The organism is Pantoea coffeiphila (assembly GCF_016909495.1).
Classification (GTDB): domain Bacteria; phylum Pseudomonadota; class Gammaproteobacteria; order Enterobacterales; family Enterobacteriaceae; genus Erwinia; species Erwinia coffeiphila.
Genome location: NZ_JAFBFW010000001.1, coordinates 1,175,284 through 1,190,005, shown reverse-complemented (window position 1 = coordinate 1,190,005; position 14,722 = coordinate 1,175,284). Strand labels below are relative to the sequence as shown.

Sequence of the window (14,722 nt, the reverse complement as noted above, 5' to 3'; positions counted from 1 at the left end):
TTAATTATTTTGTGATCGCAATCATAAAATTAATTCGCGCTAAGCTGCTTGTGATAATCGTCACGTTTTTATTCATCATCGCGCCGTGATGACATATTTGCTAATTAAGCACCTTTTCTACTCTTTAATGGCGGGGTGAATGACGTACAGAATAAACACACTCTTTTATTTTTTATGTGGAAAGAACGATGCATTTTCGTGGGGTATTACTGGATTTAGACGGCACGCTGGTGAACTCGCTGGATTTCGTTGAGGCCTCCTGGAGTTTGTGGGCCGGGCAGAAAGGGCTGGACCCGCGCACGGTTTGCCATTACCTGCATGGCAAACCGGCGCTGAGCACCCTGCGCCACTTTATGCTGGACGCCAGCGAACAGACCATTCAGGACGAATTTCTTGCGCTGGAAGACTATGAAGCGAGCCATACCGACGGCATTACCGCCGTCAACGGTGCCGTGGATTTTCTCCGGCAGCTGGAGCGGAACCGGGTGCCCTGGGCCATCGTCACCTCGGGATCGCTGAAAGTCGCGTCGGCGCGCATCAGGCAGGCTGGTTTCCCCATGCCGCCGGTGCTGGTGACCAGCGAAGACATTCAGCAGGGCAAGCCCGATCCTGAACCGTTCCTGATTGGTGCCGCCCGGCTTGATGTTTCTCCCGCCCGCTGTATCGCTTTCGAAGACTCCACCGCCGGTCTGCTTTCTGCCAGTGGGGCAGGGTGCGTGGTGGTTGAAGTCCTCACCCGCCAGTCGGTGGTTCACGACATTGATACCTGGCAAACCATCGATCGCTATGCCGGGCTGAACGTGACGCCGAAGGGCGAGGCCGAATTTTTCCTGACCATTCAGAAGGAGTGTTAAATGTCATCACGAAAAACCCTGGCCAACGCCATCCGCATGCTGAGCGTAGACGCCGTGCAGCGGGCCAACTCCGGCCACCCCGGTGCGCCAATGGGCATGGCGGATATCGCCGAAGTCCTGTGGCGGGATTTTTTGAACCACAACCCGAATAACCCAACGTGGAACAACCGCGACCGCTTTGTGCTCTCCAACGGCCACGGATCGATGCTGCTTTACAGCCTGCTGCACCTCACCGGCTACGATCTGCCGATGGATGAACTGAAAAACTTCCGCCAGCTGCATTCGAAAACCCCGGGTCACCCGGAACTGGGCTATACCCCGGGCGTGGAAACCACCACCGGGCCATTAGGGCAGGGGCTGGCCAACGCGGTGGGCATGGCGATTGCCGAAAAAACCCTTGCGGCGCAGTTTAACCGCCCAGGCCACGCGATCGTTGACCACTTCACCTACGTTTTTATGGGCGACGGCTGCCTGATGGAGGGGATTTCTCACGAGGTGTGTTCGCTGGCCGGTACGCTGAAGCTGGGCAAGCTGGTGGCCTTCTATGACGATAACGGCATCTCGATTGATGGCCACGTTGAGGGCTGGTTCACCGACGATACCGCCAGGCGCTTTGAGGCCTACGGCTGGCACGTGGTGCGCGGGGTGGATGGACACGATCCGGACGCTATCCGCGCGGCGATTGATGTCGCGAAGTCCATTAGCTCCCTGCCGACGTTGATTATCTGCAAAACGGTGATCGGATCGGGTTCACCGCACAAGGCGGGGACGCACGATGTGCACGGTGCACCGCTGGGCGAAGCCGAAGTGGCGGCAACGCGAGAAGCACTGGGCTGGCACTGGCCGCCGTTTGAGATCCCGGACGAGATCGCCGCGCCGTGGGATGCCCGAAAGTCCGGCCAGGCGAAGGAGGCGACGTGGAATGAGGCATTTGCCGCCTACGCCAGCGCCTTCCCGGAACTGGCTGCGGAATACCGCCGCCGGGTTAACGGCCAGCTGCCCGCTGAGTTTGCCGCGAAGGCGCAGGCATGGATTGAGCAGCTGCAAAATAATCCGGCCAATATTGCCAGCCGTAAAGCGTCGCAGAATGCCATCGAAGCCTTTGGCCCGTGGCTGCCGGAATTCCTTGGCGGATCGGCGGATCTGGCTCCGTCAAACCTCACCCTGTGGTCGGGGTCAAAAGCCATTAATCAGCACGGCGACGGCAACTACATTCACTACGGCGTGCGCGAGTTCGGCATGACCGCCATCGGTAACGGCATCGCTCTGCACGGCGGCTTCCTGCCGTACACCTCCACTTTTCTGATGTTTGTGGAATATGCCCGCAATGCGGTGCGGATGGCGGCGCTGATGAAGCAGCGGCAGGTGCTGGTTTATACCCATGACTCCATCGGGCTGGGCGAGGATGGCCCGACCCATCAGCCGGTCGAGCAGCTGGCCTCGCTGCGCCTGACGCCAAACCTGAGTAACTGGCGCCCCTGCGACCAGGTGGAATCAGCGGTGGCGTGGAAGTTCGCCGTCGAGCGGCAGGATGGCCCCACCGCGCTGATTTTCTCCCGGCAAAACCTGGCCCAGCAGGAGCGGACGCCGCAGCAGGTGCGGGACATCGCACGCGGTGGCTATGTTCTGAAGGACTGTGCGGGCCAGCCGCAGCTGATTATTATCGCCACCGGTTCGGAAGTCGGGCTGGCGGTAGCCGCGTGGCAGGCGTTGACGGCGCAGGGCGTGAAGGTGCGAGTGGTATCGATGCCGTCTACCGATTGTTTCGATCGGCAGGATGCGGCGTATCGCGAGTCAGTGCTGCCGCAGGCGGTTTCCGCACGTATCGCGGTGGAGGCGGGAATTGCCGACTACTGGTTTAAATATGTTGGCCTGAACGGCGCGGTGATCGGCATGCACGGCTTCGGTGAATCCGCCCCGGCGGAGCAGCTCTATCAGGAATTTGGCATCACCCTGGAAGCGATACTGCAACAGGCCAGGGTGCTGCTGGCCTGATGCTGACGGCCCCTTTATCTAACGAGGGGCCTGTTCAACGGCGAGTGACCGGCGATCCCACCAGCCTGTATCTGCTCGATCGGCTACAGGTCGATCACATTCCCTCTGGGCAGATTCAGCGACTTGCGCATCGCGCCAATCACCTCACCCGGCTTGAGCAGCAGCGAATTAATGCAGACGTTCAGGATGCGGCAGCCGTCAAAGCGCAGAGGATTATCGATGGTGATATCGGAGGCGATGATGGTCAGCTCCGAGGCAAAAATATCCTCGCTGGTGATTTTATTCTTCAGCCCCAGCACGCCCTGCGTCTCGATTTTTATCGCAAAGCGATACTGCCTGGCCAGTTTCTCCAGCTGTTCCGCTGCCATGTAGGTGTGCGCCACGCCGGTGGCGCAGGCGGTCACCGCTACCACATGCAGATTGCGTTCGCTGGAGAACGGCTGGATCTCTTCTCTTCCTGTTCGGATAGTCATAAGCCTGCTCCCTTATTTTTGCGGCGGTATTCCAGCGGCGTGCAGTCGTTGATATCGCGAAATACCTTGCAGAAATAGTTGGTATCGGTGAAACCGCACTGCTCTGAAAGCTCGTTGATCTTCAGATTGGTACTGGTCAGTAGCGCCTTCGATCGCGTGATGCGCGCCAGCTTGAGATATTCATTAAACTTCACGTCTGACTCCCTGGAAAACAGACGCGACAGATAGCCGGGGGAAATATTAAACGTCTCGGCGACGCTTTCCCGGCTAATGTCCGTATGGTAGTGGCTGTCGATATGGCTCTTAATTTCATCCAGCAGCGTGAAGGGCCGCTGGTTAATCAGGCCATCGGTGATTTGATACAGCAGATCGTTAATCAGCGCGTAGACCACGTGGGCAAAGGTCTCGCCGGTTGTATCCTGCGACCACGCCAGCGATTCGGCCAGATCGAGCAGCCGGTCGCGGATCGTACTGCTGGAGTTTTGCAGGTTGTACTTCTCCACTTCCTTAAACTGCGTGCCGTCCCAGTTGCTGATGCTGAAGCCAACATCCTGTTTCCAGAACACGATCGACATGCAGATCACCGGGCTTTCCCACTGCGGCGAATTCCAGCTGTTGGCAGGAATATAGGTAATGGTGCCGACCGGGCGCTCGTATTTCACGATGCGGTCCGCCCCCTTGGGCAACAGCATGCTCAGCGCACCTTTTACCGTCAGCTCAATGCGCGGCACGTGCAGATAGTAGGCCATCGCCGGTGGATTCGCGTTGCCGTTTGCCACCAGCACGCTGTCGTTTATCGCGCCCTGGCCGCTGAATTCGCTGAGGATAGACTGAATAAAAGTGCCCATATTATGCCCGAGGTTTGATAACGGTTTTCAGAACCTTCACCGCCACGGCGGTGGCGACGGTTCCGGCAATGACCGAAACGATATAGCCAAAATGGTTGCCGACCACCGGTAAGACGATCAGCCCGCCCCATGGCGCGGCGTTGGTGGCACCGAACCACAGAGAGAGGATGGCCGCCACCGCGCTGCCGAACATAATCGCCGGGATCACCCTGACCGGATCGGCCGCCGCGAAGGGGATCGCGCCTTCAGTAATGCCCATAAAACCCATGATCACCGCAGGCTTCCCGGCTTCGCGCTCCACATCATTAAAAATGTCTTTAAACAGAAAGGTCGCCAGCGCCAGTCCCAGCGGCGGCGTGCAGTCGGCGGCGGCAACGGCGGCCATCAGCTGCGGATTGGTGGAGATCAGCGCCACGGCAAAGAAAAAGGCGGTTTTGTTCATCGGGCCGCCCATATCAACGGCGATCATGCAGCCCAGAACGGTGCCGAGAATGATAAACGACGTGCCCTGCATATTACCCAGCCAGGCGCTCAGCCACTTCATCAGCCCGGCGATCGGATCGCCAATAATGTAGTAAACCGCCATGCCGGTGAGGAAGGTGCCGAGCAGCGGGATAATAAATATCGGCAGCACCATGCGCAGAAAATTGGGGATGCGCAGCCGGGCAATCAGACTGAGCAGCAGCCAGACCACCAGCCCGGCAATAATCCCGGAGAGCATGCCGCCTAAAAATCCGGCCCCCATCTGGTAAGCCATCAGCCCGCCTATCGCACCGGGAGCCAGCCCCGGCTTATCCACCATCGACCAGGCAATAAACCCCGACAGCATCGGAATAAACAGGGTCAGACCAGCAAGGCCGATTTGCGACATCGCCTTCAGAAAGCCATGATCGGGTACGGCGGCCTTTTCGTTGAACATCACCGCCAGCGCCAGCAGAACCCCTCCGGCCACCACAAACGGCACCATATACGACACGCCGGTCATAAAATGCCGTTTGGTATTTTTTAATATTTTTATCATGTCAGCCTCGTCAGGTGGGTGCTCAGCAGGCCAGCGTGCGGGATATCAGCGTATACAGCGCTTTCGGGCCTTTCGCCAGTTTGATTCGGCTGACAAATTCATCGTTCATTAGCATGCGCGCCAGGGTGGAGAAATGTTTCATATGCGCGTTATTCTGCGCGTTTTTACTAATGGTCAGCATAAACAGCGTGTCCACCAGCACACCGCCCCAGGCAATCGGCTGCCGGAGCGTTGCCACGCTGAGGGTAGAGTGATGGATATAATCGGTTTGCGCGTGGGGGATGGCAAAACCCGAGCCGACGACGGTGGGAAACGGCACTTCCCGCGCCCAGATATCATCGCAGAGTTTATCCCGCGCGTCGGTGCGCTGCTGTAGCCACAGATTATCCACCATCATTTTGATCGCCTCGTTTTTATCGCGGGCGTCCATCCGCCATAAGATCGTCTCCACCGTCAGCAGCGGTTTTTCCATCGCGCTGGCCTGGTCTTTATTCATCGCGGCGTTGACCCGCAGCCGCTGCTGCATCGCCTGCTGAACGGCCATTTCATGGCGGTAGTAGCGCAGCACGTTCTCATCCGGATGGGTGATAAGCATGCCGGATTCAGCGTCGATGACGATTAGCTGCCCGGCATCCAGCGTCAGCGGCGCAAAGTCGACATCGGCGAGAGTGGGAATACCCAGCGAGCGGGCCAGTATCGCCGTGTGCGAGGTTTTTCCGGTGGATGACAGCACCAGACCCGCCAGCCGGCTTCTGTCCAGCATCAGCAACCGGCTGGGGGTCAGATAGCTGGCGAAAACAATCGCCGGTTCAGTGAGCCGCAGCGGACTTCTGTTCAGCGCCCGTTCACCATAGGCTGCGCCGATCAGCTGCGTGGCGATGTCGAGCACATCCAGCGTACGTTCCTGCAGGTAGCGGCTGGACGATTGCTCAAGCTGCTGGCAAATGTCCTGCGACACCCGGACGATGGCCGACCAGGCATTCATCCCGTCGTTAAGATACCCGATCGTTGCATCCTGAAACTCACCGTCGTCAATCAGCGTGAGGTGCGCCGCAATCAGATCGTGCTCAATACCCCGGGTTTGACTCAGGGCGCGCTGTTTCTCCCCGCGCAGCGACGCTATCCCGGCAAGAAAGCGCGCCGTTTCGCTTTCGACCCCGTCGGCATGCCGGGGAGTGCGATCGATAATGTCGGCGAAGGTCAGGCTCTGCATTACCCGCGGCCGGGCAATGGCGGCTCCCTGGTGAATACGGGTGCCCTGAATCACCTGCGGCTTCAGCTCGCGCAGGCAGCGGGGCAGGTAGCCCTGGCTGACGACCGGTTCGGGCTGCATGCTGAACGCCGGAAGATCCGCCAGCAGCGCGCGCAGCCGGGCCGCAGCCTGCTGTTCATCCTCCCCGTCCAGGGTGATGCGGCATTCATCGTTGAGCAGCGTATCGCTGGCAATCAGCGAGAGGGCGCTTTTTGCATTCGCCCGTAGCCCGGTGCGGGTGTTTTCCCAGTCGATAGCGGCCTGAAACAGGTTGCACAGCCGGGCGATATAGCCAGCGGGTCGGGCATGAATCCCTTCATTAAGTTCGCATAACCAGGTGATTGAAACCGCCATGCCGACTCCTGAGCGTGTGCGCAGAGCAAAATTTGCAGAACAGGTTTGCTATCTTTCCCTGTTCACTACGGCGATGACATAGCAAAAAAGTGACCTTTGCTTGAAAATAGTGGACTGATTGTTATTTTGTGACTTTTATCATATTTATTGCGGCGGGCAGGATTTGTTAGCGTGTTGATTGTAGAAGGGATTGTTATATCGTGGCGGGTGGAGTGGTTTGTGAGGCTGGTCACAAAATTTAAGAAGGTGACATCTCGGGATGGGAAATGTCACCCGCGAAGAGGGGGATTAATTTGTCGCCGGGCTCACCACGGCATCCATCAAAACAATCCGCCCGTCCTGCCGCTGATATTGATTGATAGCAGGGACCAGCCGCTGAAAATGCGCAGTGGCACAGTGTACATCCAGCGCCGCACGGTCCGGCCACTCTTCGATAAAGATAAAGTGCCCCGGATCTTTCTCATCGATAAACAGATCGTAAGCGATACACAGCGGTTCTTTTTTCGTGGCGGCAACCAGCTCGCGGTACAGCGGCAGCACGGTGTCGATGTGTTCGGGCTTGATAAAGTCTTCAGCGATTACTTTTAGCATTTGGGCCTCCTGGCAGGGATGGATAGTGGATTATGTAAATCTGGTAACATGTTTAATCTTCCGATTCAACACCAGATAGTGATGCCTTGAGATAAACCACACGGCAGCCCAATAGTTCCCTTAACCCTCCGTATTTCGCTCCTTCATGTAGCGCCAGAAGCGCTCTGCCGTCAGATTCAAACGCGCGCCGGAGCGATAAACATACGCCGAAATCTTCAGAGTAAGGCCCGGGTCCATAATCGCGAGTCTCTTCTCTTCCAGCTCACGCTGAATCGAGTAATCAGGCAGCCAGCCAACGGCGTCGCCCTTCAGGATCATCCTTTTCAGCAGCTCACTCATCGAGGAAACAAAAGTCAGCAGAAAGGTGGTGTTCGGTATGCGATCGATGACCTGATTGACCTGACGCCCCATGTAGCTGTCATTGGCATATTTAACCAGCGGCAGCGGGCTATCGTTTATTGAGAATAACGGCTTGCCGTCAGGGTCGCAGGGCGAGACCAGGTGCAGAGACGAATCGAAGATTTTATGATTGATAAACGGGTAATTCATCAGCTCTTCGTTATAAAACGACAGGATAAAATCACTTTTCCCCTCTTTCAGGTTAAACACCGCATCGTTGACGTTAATCGATTCAACGAAGAACACCTTATCCGGACTGTCGCGGTATTCGGCTAACAGATCGGGCAGCAGCAGAACGGAAAGCGACGGGGCGGCATCAATGCGGATGCTCTGCTTCAGCTTATCCTCGCCCTTGATGCGGCTAATCTGGAAGTCCATATCGTCGAGCATATTCCTGGCATAGCCGACGAATATTCTGCCCTGCGGCGTTAACTGGGGGGGGTTCACATTGCGGTTGAAGACGCTGAAACCCAGGTTGGACTCCAGTGACTGAATTCTTCTGCTGAAGGAGGATTGAGAAATATTTCGTTTCTCTGCCGCAAGGGTAAAGCTGCGGCACTCCTCCAGCGCAATCACATCATAAAGCCATTTCACTTCGAGATTACTTAGCACTTCTCTGCTCCGATTTCAGCCCCCATCGCTATGCAATTTTTACATGACGGATGATTTAAATGCAATTTCTGCATCACAAAGCCGGTGTTACTATCCGCTGCATCATGAGGTCGGCTATTGCCACCTCGCCATTCATCCAATGAGTCAGGGTATTCTATGAGCGCCATTCAATCTGTCATGCAACATCTCTCAAGCCTTGGCATCAATGATGTTCGCGAGGTGGTCTATAACCCGAATTACGAATTGCTCTTCGAACATGAAACCGCTGCTGACCTGAAGGGACCCGCTCGCGGTACGCTGACGACATCTGGCGCAGTGACGGTGGATACCGGTGAGTTCACCGGCCGTTCTCCACGCGACAAGTACATCGTTCGCGACGACGTAACCCGTCATACCCTGTGGTGGTCCGATGCCGGTACGGGCCGTAACGATAACAAACCGATGTCCGCTGACGTATGGGCGCACCTGAAAACGCGGGTTGCCGACTACCTGTCGGAGAAAGCGCTGTACATCGTTGATGCCTGGTGCGGCGCCAGCACCGATACTCGCCTGGCGGTGCGTTTTGTGACGGAAGTGGCGTGGCAGGCACACTTTGTCAAAAACATGTTTATCGCCCCCACCGACGAGGAGCTGGCAGACTTTACTCCGGACTTCACGGTGATTAACGGCGCGGGATGCGTGAATCCGCAATGGCAGGAGCAGGGGCTTAACTCCGAGAACTTCGTCGCCTTTAACCTGACGGAAAATATCCAGCTGATTGGTGGAACCTGGTACGGCGGCGAGATGAAGAAAGGCATGTTCTCGGTCATGAACTACCTGCTGCCGCTGAAGGGAATCGCTTCTATGCACTGTTCAGCAAATCGCGGTGAGAAGGGCGATGTGGCCCTGTTCTTTGGCCTCTCCGGCACCGGGAAAACCACCCTGTCGACCGATCCGCGCCGCCAGCTGATTGGCGATGATGAGCACGGCTGGGATGCTGACGGCGTATTCAACTTTGAAGGCGGCTGCTATGCCAAGACCATCAATCTGAAGGCGGAGTCCGAACCGGAAATTTATGGCGCCATCCGCCGTAACGCGCTGCTGGAAAACGTGGTGGTCAGGGACGACGGCAGCGTGGATTATGCCGACGGCAGCAAAACCGAGAACACCCGTGTCTCCTATCCGCTGTCGCATATTGAGAATATCGTGCAGCCGGTTTCCCGCGCTGGTCATCCTTCACGCATTATCTTCCTGGCGGCGGATGGATTCGGGGTGCTGCCGCCGGTTTCGCGCCTGACGCCGGAACAGATGCAGTACCACTTCCTGTCCGGCTTCACCTCAAAGCTTGCGGGAACCGAGCGCGGTATTACCGCCCCAACGCCGACCTTCTCGGCCTGCTACGGCGCGGCTTTCCTGCTGCTGCACCCAACGCAGTACGCCGATGTGCTGCAGGAGAAGGTGGCGCAGAGCGGTGCGGAAGTCTGGCTGGTGAATACCGGCTGGAACGGCGCGGGTCAGCGCCTGTCGCTGAAGGATACGCGCCAGATCGTTAACGCCATCCTGGAAGGGGAAACGGGCGCACTGCGCGAGGAAGCGCTGCCGATATTTGGCCTCGCCATTCCGCAGGAGATTGCCGGTGTGAATGCCGCCACCCTCGATCCGCGTAACGCCTGGGCCTCTCCGGCGCAGTGGCAGGAAGCCGCAGAGAAACTGGCGCAGCTGTTTATCAGCAACTTTAAACAGTACAGCGACAATGAAGCCGGTGCGCGTATTGCCCTGGCAGGGCCACGCCTGGAACAGGGCTGAGCTTTGAGTAGTTTGTAAGAGGTTGCTCCACCGTCGCTGAGAATGAGGCGCTGAACCTGAAAGATCTAACGCTGCCCCGTGTGTAAACCACCGGGCAGCGTTTTCATTTTTACAGCAGGCCGATTTCTGCCGGGGCGATACGTTGTCCACTTCATGCTTTTTTATATCGACTGGCCGAGAAGCAAATCGGCCAGATCGGTTACCGTGGGCTTACAACAGTTATCATTCCTGGGCTGGTCACTGTGAGGTTAAAACGGTTTTGTGGGCAGGTACTTGCCATCCAGGGTGATAACGGCGCGATGGCCTCCGTCCGGATCTTCGACCTTCTTGATGTCCAGTTTAAAGTTGATGGCGCTGATAATGCCGTCGCCGAACTTCTCGTGAACCAGTGCCTTAAGAGTCGTACCGTAAACCGACATCATTTCGTAAAAACGATAAATTGTCGGATCTGTCGGTATCCCATCCGCAAAACTTCCGCGAACTGGCATCGACTGCAGTAAAGTGACTTCATCAGCACTAAGCCCCAGTTTCTGACCAACGACTTCCGCAGCGCTGGCGGGTAGCGGGTGCTGACCAAGCAGAGCCGCAGTGACAAAGGCTTCGGACAAACCCGTCCCGTCTACAATCTCGGCAAAGGAAAGGTCTTTGCGGGCTTTAGCCAGAATAATGGTTTCGGTAAGGATCTGGCGAGCGGTCTGGGTTACTTGAGTCTGGATCATACTTTCATCTCCTTGATAAATATGGTGTTCAGGCAACACGCCTGGTTTGTGGGGAAACGGCCTGAATGTCAGGGTTGTCTGCGAGAGACATGAAGGTGCCGCTGCGGCTGTCAAATGCGTCGATACGCCCACTCTCAATGTCATAGATCCAGCCGTGCAGGGTCACGCGGCCTTCTTCAAGCGCCAGGCGTACAGAAGGGTGAGTCTGAATGTTAGCCAACTGCGCGATGACGTTCTCGCGAACCATGGATGCGACTTTAGTCGACTGGTCGGCATGCTGGCGGGCCTCATTTACCACCCGGGCTGAGTCTGCGTAACGCAGCCAGCTTGAGACTGCGGGCATATGATCCAGGCATTTGCAGGTGGCAATGGCCGTCATTGCGCCGCAGTCAGAGTGACCACAAATCACGATATCGTTGACCTGAAGTGCGGCTACAGCGTATTCCACGGAGGCTGAAACACCGCCAGGTTCGGGGCCATAGGATGGCACAATGTTACCGGCGTTGCGGATGACGAATAGATCGCCCGGCTCGCGCTGGGTAACCAGTTCAGGCACCAGCCGACTGTCAGAGCAGGAGATAAACAGTGCCCGGGGACTCTGCTGGTTAGCAAGGTTCTTGAACAGCTTTACACGCTCGGGAAAGGCGTTTTTTTGAAACTTAAGAAAACCTTCAATGATCTCTTTCATGGATGTTGTCTCAATGTCACTGGGTGTGAGGCAGAGATTAAACAGAGCGTGGTATAAGGTAAAAGTCTCATTTATTATTATCTGAATCAGATAATCTTATGAGGTAGGTTATGCTCGACCGACGTATTCGGTATTTTATGGCAGTCGCTGAACATTCCAGCTTCACCAGGGCTGCAGCGGCGCTACACGTCTCTCAGCCCGCTCTCTCACAATTGGTTCGGCAGCTGGAGGAAAGTCTGAATGCTCAGTTGTTCGACCGTACAGGCAAAACAACACGCTTGACGGATGTGGGGGAGGCCTATCTTCAGTATGTTCGCCGTGCTTCTCAGGAGCTGCAGGAAGCGACGCGGGTTATTCATGACGTGAACGATCTCAGCCGCGGCTCACTGCGGATTGCAGTGACGCCGACCTTCACAACCTATCTGGTCGGGCCGCTGGTTGAGGCGTTTCACTCGCGATATCCGCAGATCACCCTCACCGTGCATGAAATATCCCAGGAGCGCATGGAGGATCTGCTTCAGGTGGGCGAGTTGGATGTGGGGATAGCGTTCGGGGACGTCAACTGTCCGGACATTGAGGCAATCCCGTTGCTAAACGAGACGCTTGCGCTGGTAGTCAGCACCAGACATCCCCTGGCGAAGGAAAAATCTGTTGGATTACAAACCCTCAATACAGAGTCCCTCGTCTTGCTCAGTAAGGAATTCGCGACCCGTGAACAGATAGACAGCCACTGTAGAAAACACGGCATTCACCCAAAGGTGATGATGGAGGCTAATGCTCTCGGTGCGGTAATCGAAATCGTTCGAAGAACACTTTTGTCAACGCTGTTGCCCGTAAAGACCGCTCTGGCTCAGGAGGGGCTGGTGGCGATTACCCTCGAGCCAGAACGCCTGCAGCGCACTGTGGTCCTTATGCGACGCAGGGATGCCTATCAAAGCGTTGCGGCCCGGGTTTTTGCTGAACTGGCTGTAGAGGTATCGACTCGACTGGAGCAGGAAACGAGCCTCACCCCAAAAATGTTTCCCCCATCCTCGTGACGGTAATACGCGCTGCCGCCGTGTAATGCGGCGATGGCGCTGACCAGCGACAGCCCCAGGCCGCTGCCTGCGGTGTGGCGGACGTTATCACCGCGCCAGAAACGTTCGAAGACTTTCTCCGGTTCCGCCAGCGCATCGCCGGCGTTTGCCACCTCTATTTCGGTAACATCGCCGCGATGAAGGGTGCTGACCGCTATCGTGCCGTGGCCTGGCGCATAGCGGATGGCGTTGACCAGCAGGTTCGTCATCGCCCGCTGGAACAGCATTTTATCGGCGGTGAGGTGGCCGTTGGCGTGGAGTTCAATGACCATTTCCCGCTCTTCCGCTACCGGTTCCAGAAAATCGATAAGGGTTTCCAGGGCGTCATGCAGTAAAAAGGTTTCTTTATTGAGCCGGATATTGTGGTGCGTGGCGCGGGCCAGAAAGAGAATATTTTCCGTCAGCCGCGACAGGGCTTCCAGCTCTTCAATATTCCCTTCCAGCAGTGCCTGATATTCCTCTGTGGAACGCGCGTGGCCCAGCGCCACCTGATTCTGGCCTAATAACACGTTGATCGGCGTACGTATTTCATGGGCCAGATCGTCGGCAAACTGCGTCAGCCGGATAAAGTCCGTCGACAGGCGCTGGCGCATGGTATTCAGCGCTTCACCCAGCGGCAGCAGCTCTTTCGGCATCGCCTGAAGCGGCACGGTGTGGGTTAGCCGGTCGCTGCCGGTTTCCGCCATGGCCTGGCTTAAACGGCCAATCGCCCGCAGCCCGCGCCGGATAAGCAGCGGGCTGAGCGCGGCGCACAGCAAAATCGCCGCCAGCGACACCAGGATACTTTGCTGGCGATAGCGCTCCAGCATTATCGCCCGCTCCCGCGCCACCCGCGCAAGGGTAATCACTATCGGCCCTTCCTGAGAACGGGCCTGCAGGCTCAGCGCCGAGGCTTCAATATTATCCGCACCGAGCCAGCGGTGGATCTGCTGCTCGCCGGGCGGAGTACTGACCGGGGTAGGGGACATCTTCGGCAGCGCCACGCCGGTATGATTAATGCTGACGTTTTGCTGATGCTGCGAGCCGATACTGAGAATATCCTGACGAGTATCAACCATACGATTGAAATAGAGCGGCAGAGAGTCGGGATGCGCGCCGCCTTCCAGCAGTTGCCGTAGCTGCGCGGCGCGGTTGATCAGCGTTTGATCGTCGCGCCACACCAGCTCGCTGCGTAACGCGCTATACAGGAGCAGGCTGATACCGCCGCAGGCCAGCGCCACGATCAGCGTGAAGATCGCCGTCAGCCGCAGGGTGAGGGAAGGGCTATACACCGCCTGCCTCCTGTTCAGAGAGGCAGTAACCCATGCCCCTGACCGTAGTAATCAGCTTTTGCGGAAAAGGATCGTCAACTTTACGGCGCAGGCGTCGAATGGCGACATCGACGATGTTGGTTTCGCTGTCGAAATTCACGCCCCAGATTTCACTGGCGAGTAGCGTACGGGGCAGGATCTCGCCGTGACGGCTGGCGAGCAGCCACAGCAGCATAAACTCTTTGCGGGTCAGCGCCAGCGGAACACCATTACGCGCTACCTGAAAGCGCGCCGAGTCCATCACCAGATCCGCCACGCGGAGTGTGGTGCTGTGCGGCTGATGCTGGCGAAGCTGATTTCTTACCCGCGCCAGAAGTTCAGCAAACGAGAAGGGTTTAACCAGGTAATCGTTCGCGCCCAGCTCCAGACCTTTAACGCGATCGTCCACCGAATCCCTGGCCGTGAGGCAAATCACCGGTGTGCTGCTGGCGGTGCGCAGGGTTTTCAGAACCTGCCAGCCATCCAGGCCCGGCAGCATAATATCCAGTATCACCAGGCTGTAAGGGTGCGCCAGCGCCAGATGCAGGCCGTCCCGCCCGTCTACCGCGTGATCCACAATGTAGCCCGCTTCCTCAAGCCCTTTGCGCACCCAGGCGCTGGCCTTCTGGTTATCTTCAATCAGTAACAGTTTCATGGGCGCAGTGTGCCATGAAAGACAGGGGCGCCACAGCGTTTCAACGCCAGATGACAATATGGTCATCTTCGTGACAGGTAACCACGACCCGCGCGCAGGTATAACAGCACG

The 14,722-nt window shown here is 57.0% G+C and carries 14 protein-coding genes; 4 read left to right on the top strand and 10 right to left on the bottom strand.

Going from position 1 to position 14,722, the window contains the following annotated elements:
- Positions 1–188: 188 nt before the first annotated feature.
- Both JOE09_RS05465 and tkt read left to right on the top strand, forming a co-directional pair.
- Positions 189–854 carry an HAD-IA family hydrolase gene (locus JOE09_RS05465; protein ID WP_205065029.1) on the top strand — a complete coding sequence of 222 codons (666 nt, stop codon included), beginning with the start codon at positions 189–191 and terminating at the stop codon, positions 852–854.
- Positions 855–2,849, top strand: coding sequence for a transketolase (gene tkt, locus JOE09_RS05460; protein WP_205065028.1), 1,995 nt, complete (start codon positions 855–857; stop codon positions 2,847–2,849).
- An 83-nt stretch (positions 2,850–2,932) separates the two neighbouring features.
- On the opposite strand, the gene JOE09_RS05455 is transcribed toward tkt, so the two are convergent.
- From JOE09_RS05455 to JOE09_RS05430, 6 genes are all read right to left on the bottom strand, one after another.
- Complete coding sequence (locus tag JOE09_RS05455; RefSeq protein ID WP_105592705.1) at positions 2,933–3,322, bottom strand: fructose PTS transporter subunit IIB; 390 nt, start codon at positions 3,320–3,322, stop codon at positions 2,933–2,935.
- Positions 3,319–4,170: a helix-turn-helix transcriptional regulator gene (locus JOE09_RS05450; protein WP_205065027.1), complete on the bottom strand. Its 852-nt coding sequence runs from the start codon at positions 4,168–4,170 to the stop codon at positions 3,319–3,321. The genes JOE09_RS05455 and JOE09_RS05450 overlap by 4 nt, the downstream gene beginning before the upstream one ends.
- Position 4,171: 1 nt before the next feature.
- Positions 4,172–5,191, bottom strand: coding sequence for a PTS fructose transporter subunit IIC (locus tag JOE09_RS05445; protein ID WP_105592703.1), 1,020 nt, complete (start codon positions 5,189–5,191; stop codon positions 4,172–4,174).
- Positions 5,192–5,213: 22 nt separating this feature from the next.
- On the bottom strand, positions 5,214–6,797 hold the full coding sequence (locus tag JOE09_RS05440; protein ID WP_205065026.1) for a PTS sugar transporter subunit IIA: 1,584 nt from the start codon (positions 6,795–6,797) through the stop codon (positions 5,214–5,216).
- A 288-nt stretch (positions 6,798–7,085) separates the two neighbouring features.
- Positions 7,086–7,388, bottom strand: a complete 303-nt coding sequence (locus JOE09_RS05435; RefSeq protein ID WP_205065025.1) for a putative quinol monooxygenase — start codon at positions 7,386–7,388, stop codon at positions 7,086–7,088.
- A 120-nt stretch (positions 7,389–7,508) separates the two neighbouring features.
- On the bottom strand, positions 7,509–8,399 hold the full coding sequence (locus tag JOE09_RS05430; protein WP_200546644.1) for a LysR substrate-binding domain-containing protein: 891 nt from the start codon (positions 8,397–8,399) through the stop codon (positions 7,509–7,511).
- 156 nt (positions 8,400–8,555) lie between these two features.
- On the opposite strand from JOE09_RS05430, the gene pckA reads away from it, so the two are divergent.
- Positions 8,556–10,184, top strand: coding sequence for a phosphoenolpyruvate carboxykinase (ATP) (gene pckA / locus JOE09_RS05425; RefSeq protein WP_205065024.1), 1,629 nt, complete (start codon positions 8,556–8,558; stop codon positions 10,182–10,184).
- Positions 10,185–10,432: 248 nt separating this feature from the next.
- Here the strand turns inward: pckA and cynS are convergent, their stop codons facing one another.
- Both cynS and JOE09_RS05415 read right to left on the bottom strand, forming a co-directional pair.
- Positions 10,433–10,903: a cyanase gene (gene cynS / locus JOE09_RS05420; RefSeq protein WP_205065023.1), complete on the bottom strand. Its 471-nt coding sequence runs from the start codon at positions 10,901–10,903 to the stop codon at positions 10,433–10,435.
- A gap of 28 nt (positions 10,904–10,931) precedes the next feature.
- On the bottom strand, positions 10,932–11,591 hold the full coding sequence (locus JOE09_RS05415) for a carbonic anhydrase (RefSeq protein WP_205065022.1): 660 nt from the start codon (positions 11,589–11,591) through the stop codon (positions 10,932–10,934).
- Positions 11,592–11,701: 110 nt separating this feature from the next.
- Between JOE09_RS05415 and cynR the strand changes: the two genes are divergently transcribed.
- Positions 11,702–12,628 carry a transcriptional regulator CynR gene (gene cynR / locus JOE09_RS05410; RefSeq protein WP_205065021.1) on the top strand — a complete coding sequence of 309 codons (927 nt, stop codon included), beginning with the start codon at positions 11,702–11,704 and terminating at the stop codon, positions 12,626–12,628.
- On the opposite strand, the gene JOE09_RS05405 is transcribed toward cynR, so the two are convergent.
- A complete protein-coding gene (locus JOE09_RS05405; protein ID WP_205065020.1) occupies positions 12,523–13,938 on the bottom strand; it encodes a heavy metal sensor histidine kinase in 1,416 nt (471 codons plus the stop codon). The two genes, cynR and JOE09_RS05405, sit on opposite strands and share 106 nt — an antisense overlap.
- Positions 13,931–14,611 (bottom strand): response regulator transcription factor HprR, encoded by a 681-nt coding sequence (gene hprR, locus JOE09_RS05400; RefSeq protein WP_205065019.1) that lies wholly within the window; start codon positions 14,609–14,611, stop codon positions 13,931–13,933. Before hprR ends, JOE09_RS05405 begins: the two co-directional genes overlap by 8 nt.
- Positions 14,612–14,722 lie beyond the last annotated feature (111 nt).

Bases quoted from the DNA above. Each gene is read 5' to 3' on its own strand.
- JOE09_RS05445 (WP_105592703.1), bottom strand. From the start codon at position 5,191: ATGATAAAAATATTAAAAAATACCAAACGGCATTTTATGACCGGCGTG.
- pckA (WP_205065024.1), top strand. From the start codon at position 8,556: ATGAGCGCCATTCAATCTGTCATGCAACATCTCTCAAGCCTTGGCATC.
- cynR (WP_205065021.1), top strand. From the start codon at position 11,702: ATGCTCGACCGACGTATTCGGTATTTTATGGCAGTCGCTGAACATTCC.
- JOE09_RS05450 (WP_205065027.1), bottom strand. From the start codon at position 4,170: ATGGGCACTTTTATTCAGTCTATCCTCAGCGAATTCAGCGGCCAGGGC.
- JOE09_RS05440 (WP_205065026.1), bottom strand. From the start codon at position 6,797: ATGGCGGTTTCAATCACCTGGTTATGCGAACTTAATGAAGGGATTCAT.
- JOE09_RS05435 (WP_205065025.1), bottom strand. From the start codon at position 7,388: ATGCTAAAAGTAATCGCTGAAGACTTTATCAAGCCCGAACACATCGAC.
- tkt (WP_205065028.1), top strand. From the start codon at position 855: ATGTCATCACGAAAAACCCTGGCCAACGCCATCCGCATGCTGAGCGTA.
- JOE09_RS05455 (WP_105592705.1), bottom strand. From the start codon at position 3,322: ATGACTATCCGAACAGGAAGAGAAGAGATCCAGCCGTTCTCCAGCGAA.
- JOE09_RS05465 (WP_205065029.1), top strand. From the start codon at position 189: ATGCATTTTCGTGGGGTATTACTGGATTTAGACGGCACGCTGGTGAAC.
- hprR (WP_205065019.1), bottom strand. From the start codon at position 14,611: ATGAAACTGTTACTGATTGAAGATAACCAGAAGGCCAGCGCCTGGGTG.
- JOE09_RS05415 (WP_205065022.1), bottom strand. From the start codon at position 11,591: ATGAAAGAGATCATTGAAGGTTTTCTTAAGTTTCAAAAAAACGCCTTT.
- cynS (WP_205065023.1), bottom strand. From the start codon at position 10,903: ATGATCCAGACTCAAGTAACCCAGACCGCTCGCCAGATCCTTACCGAA.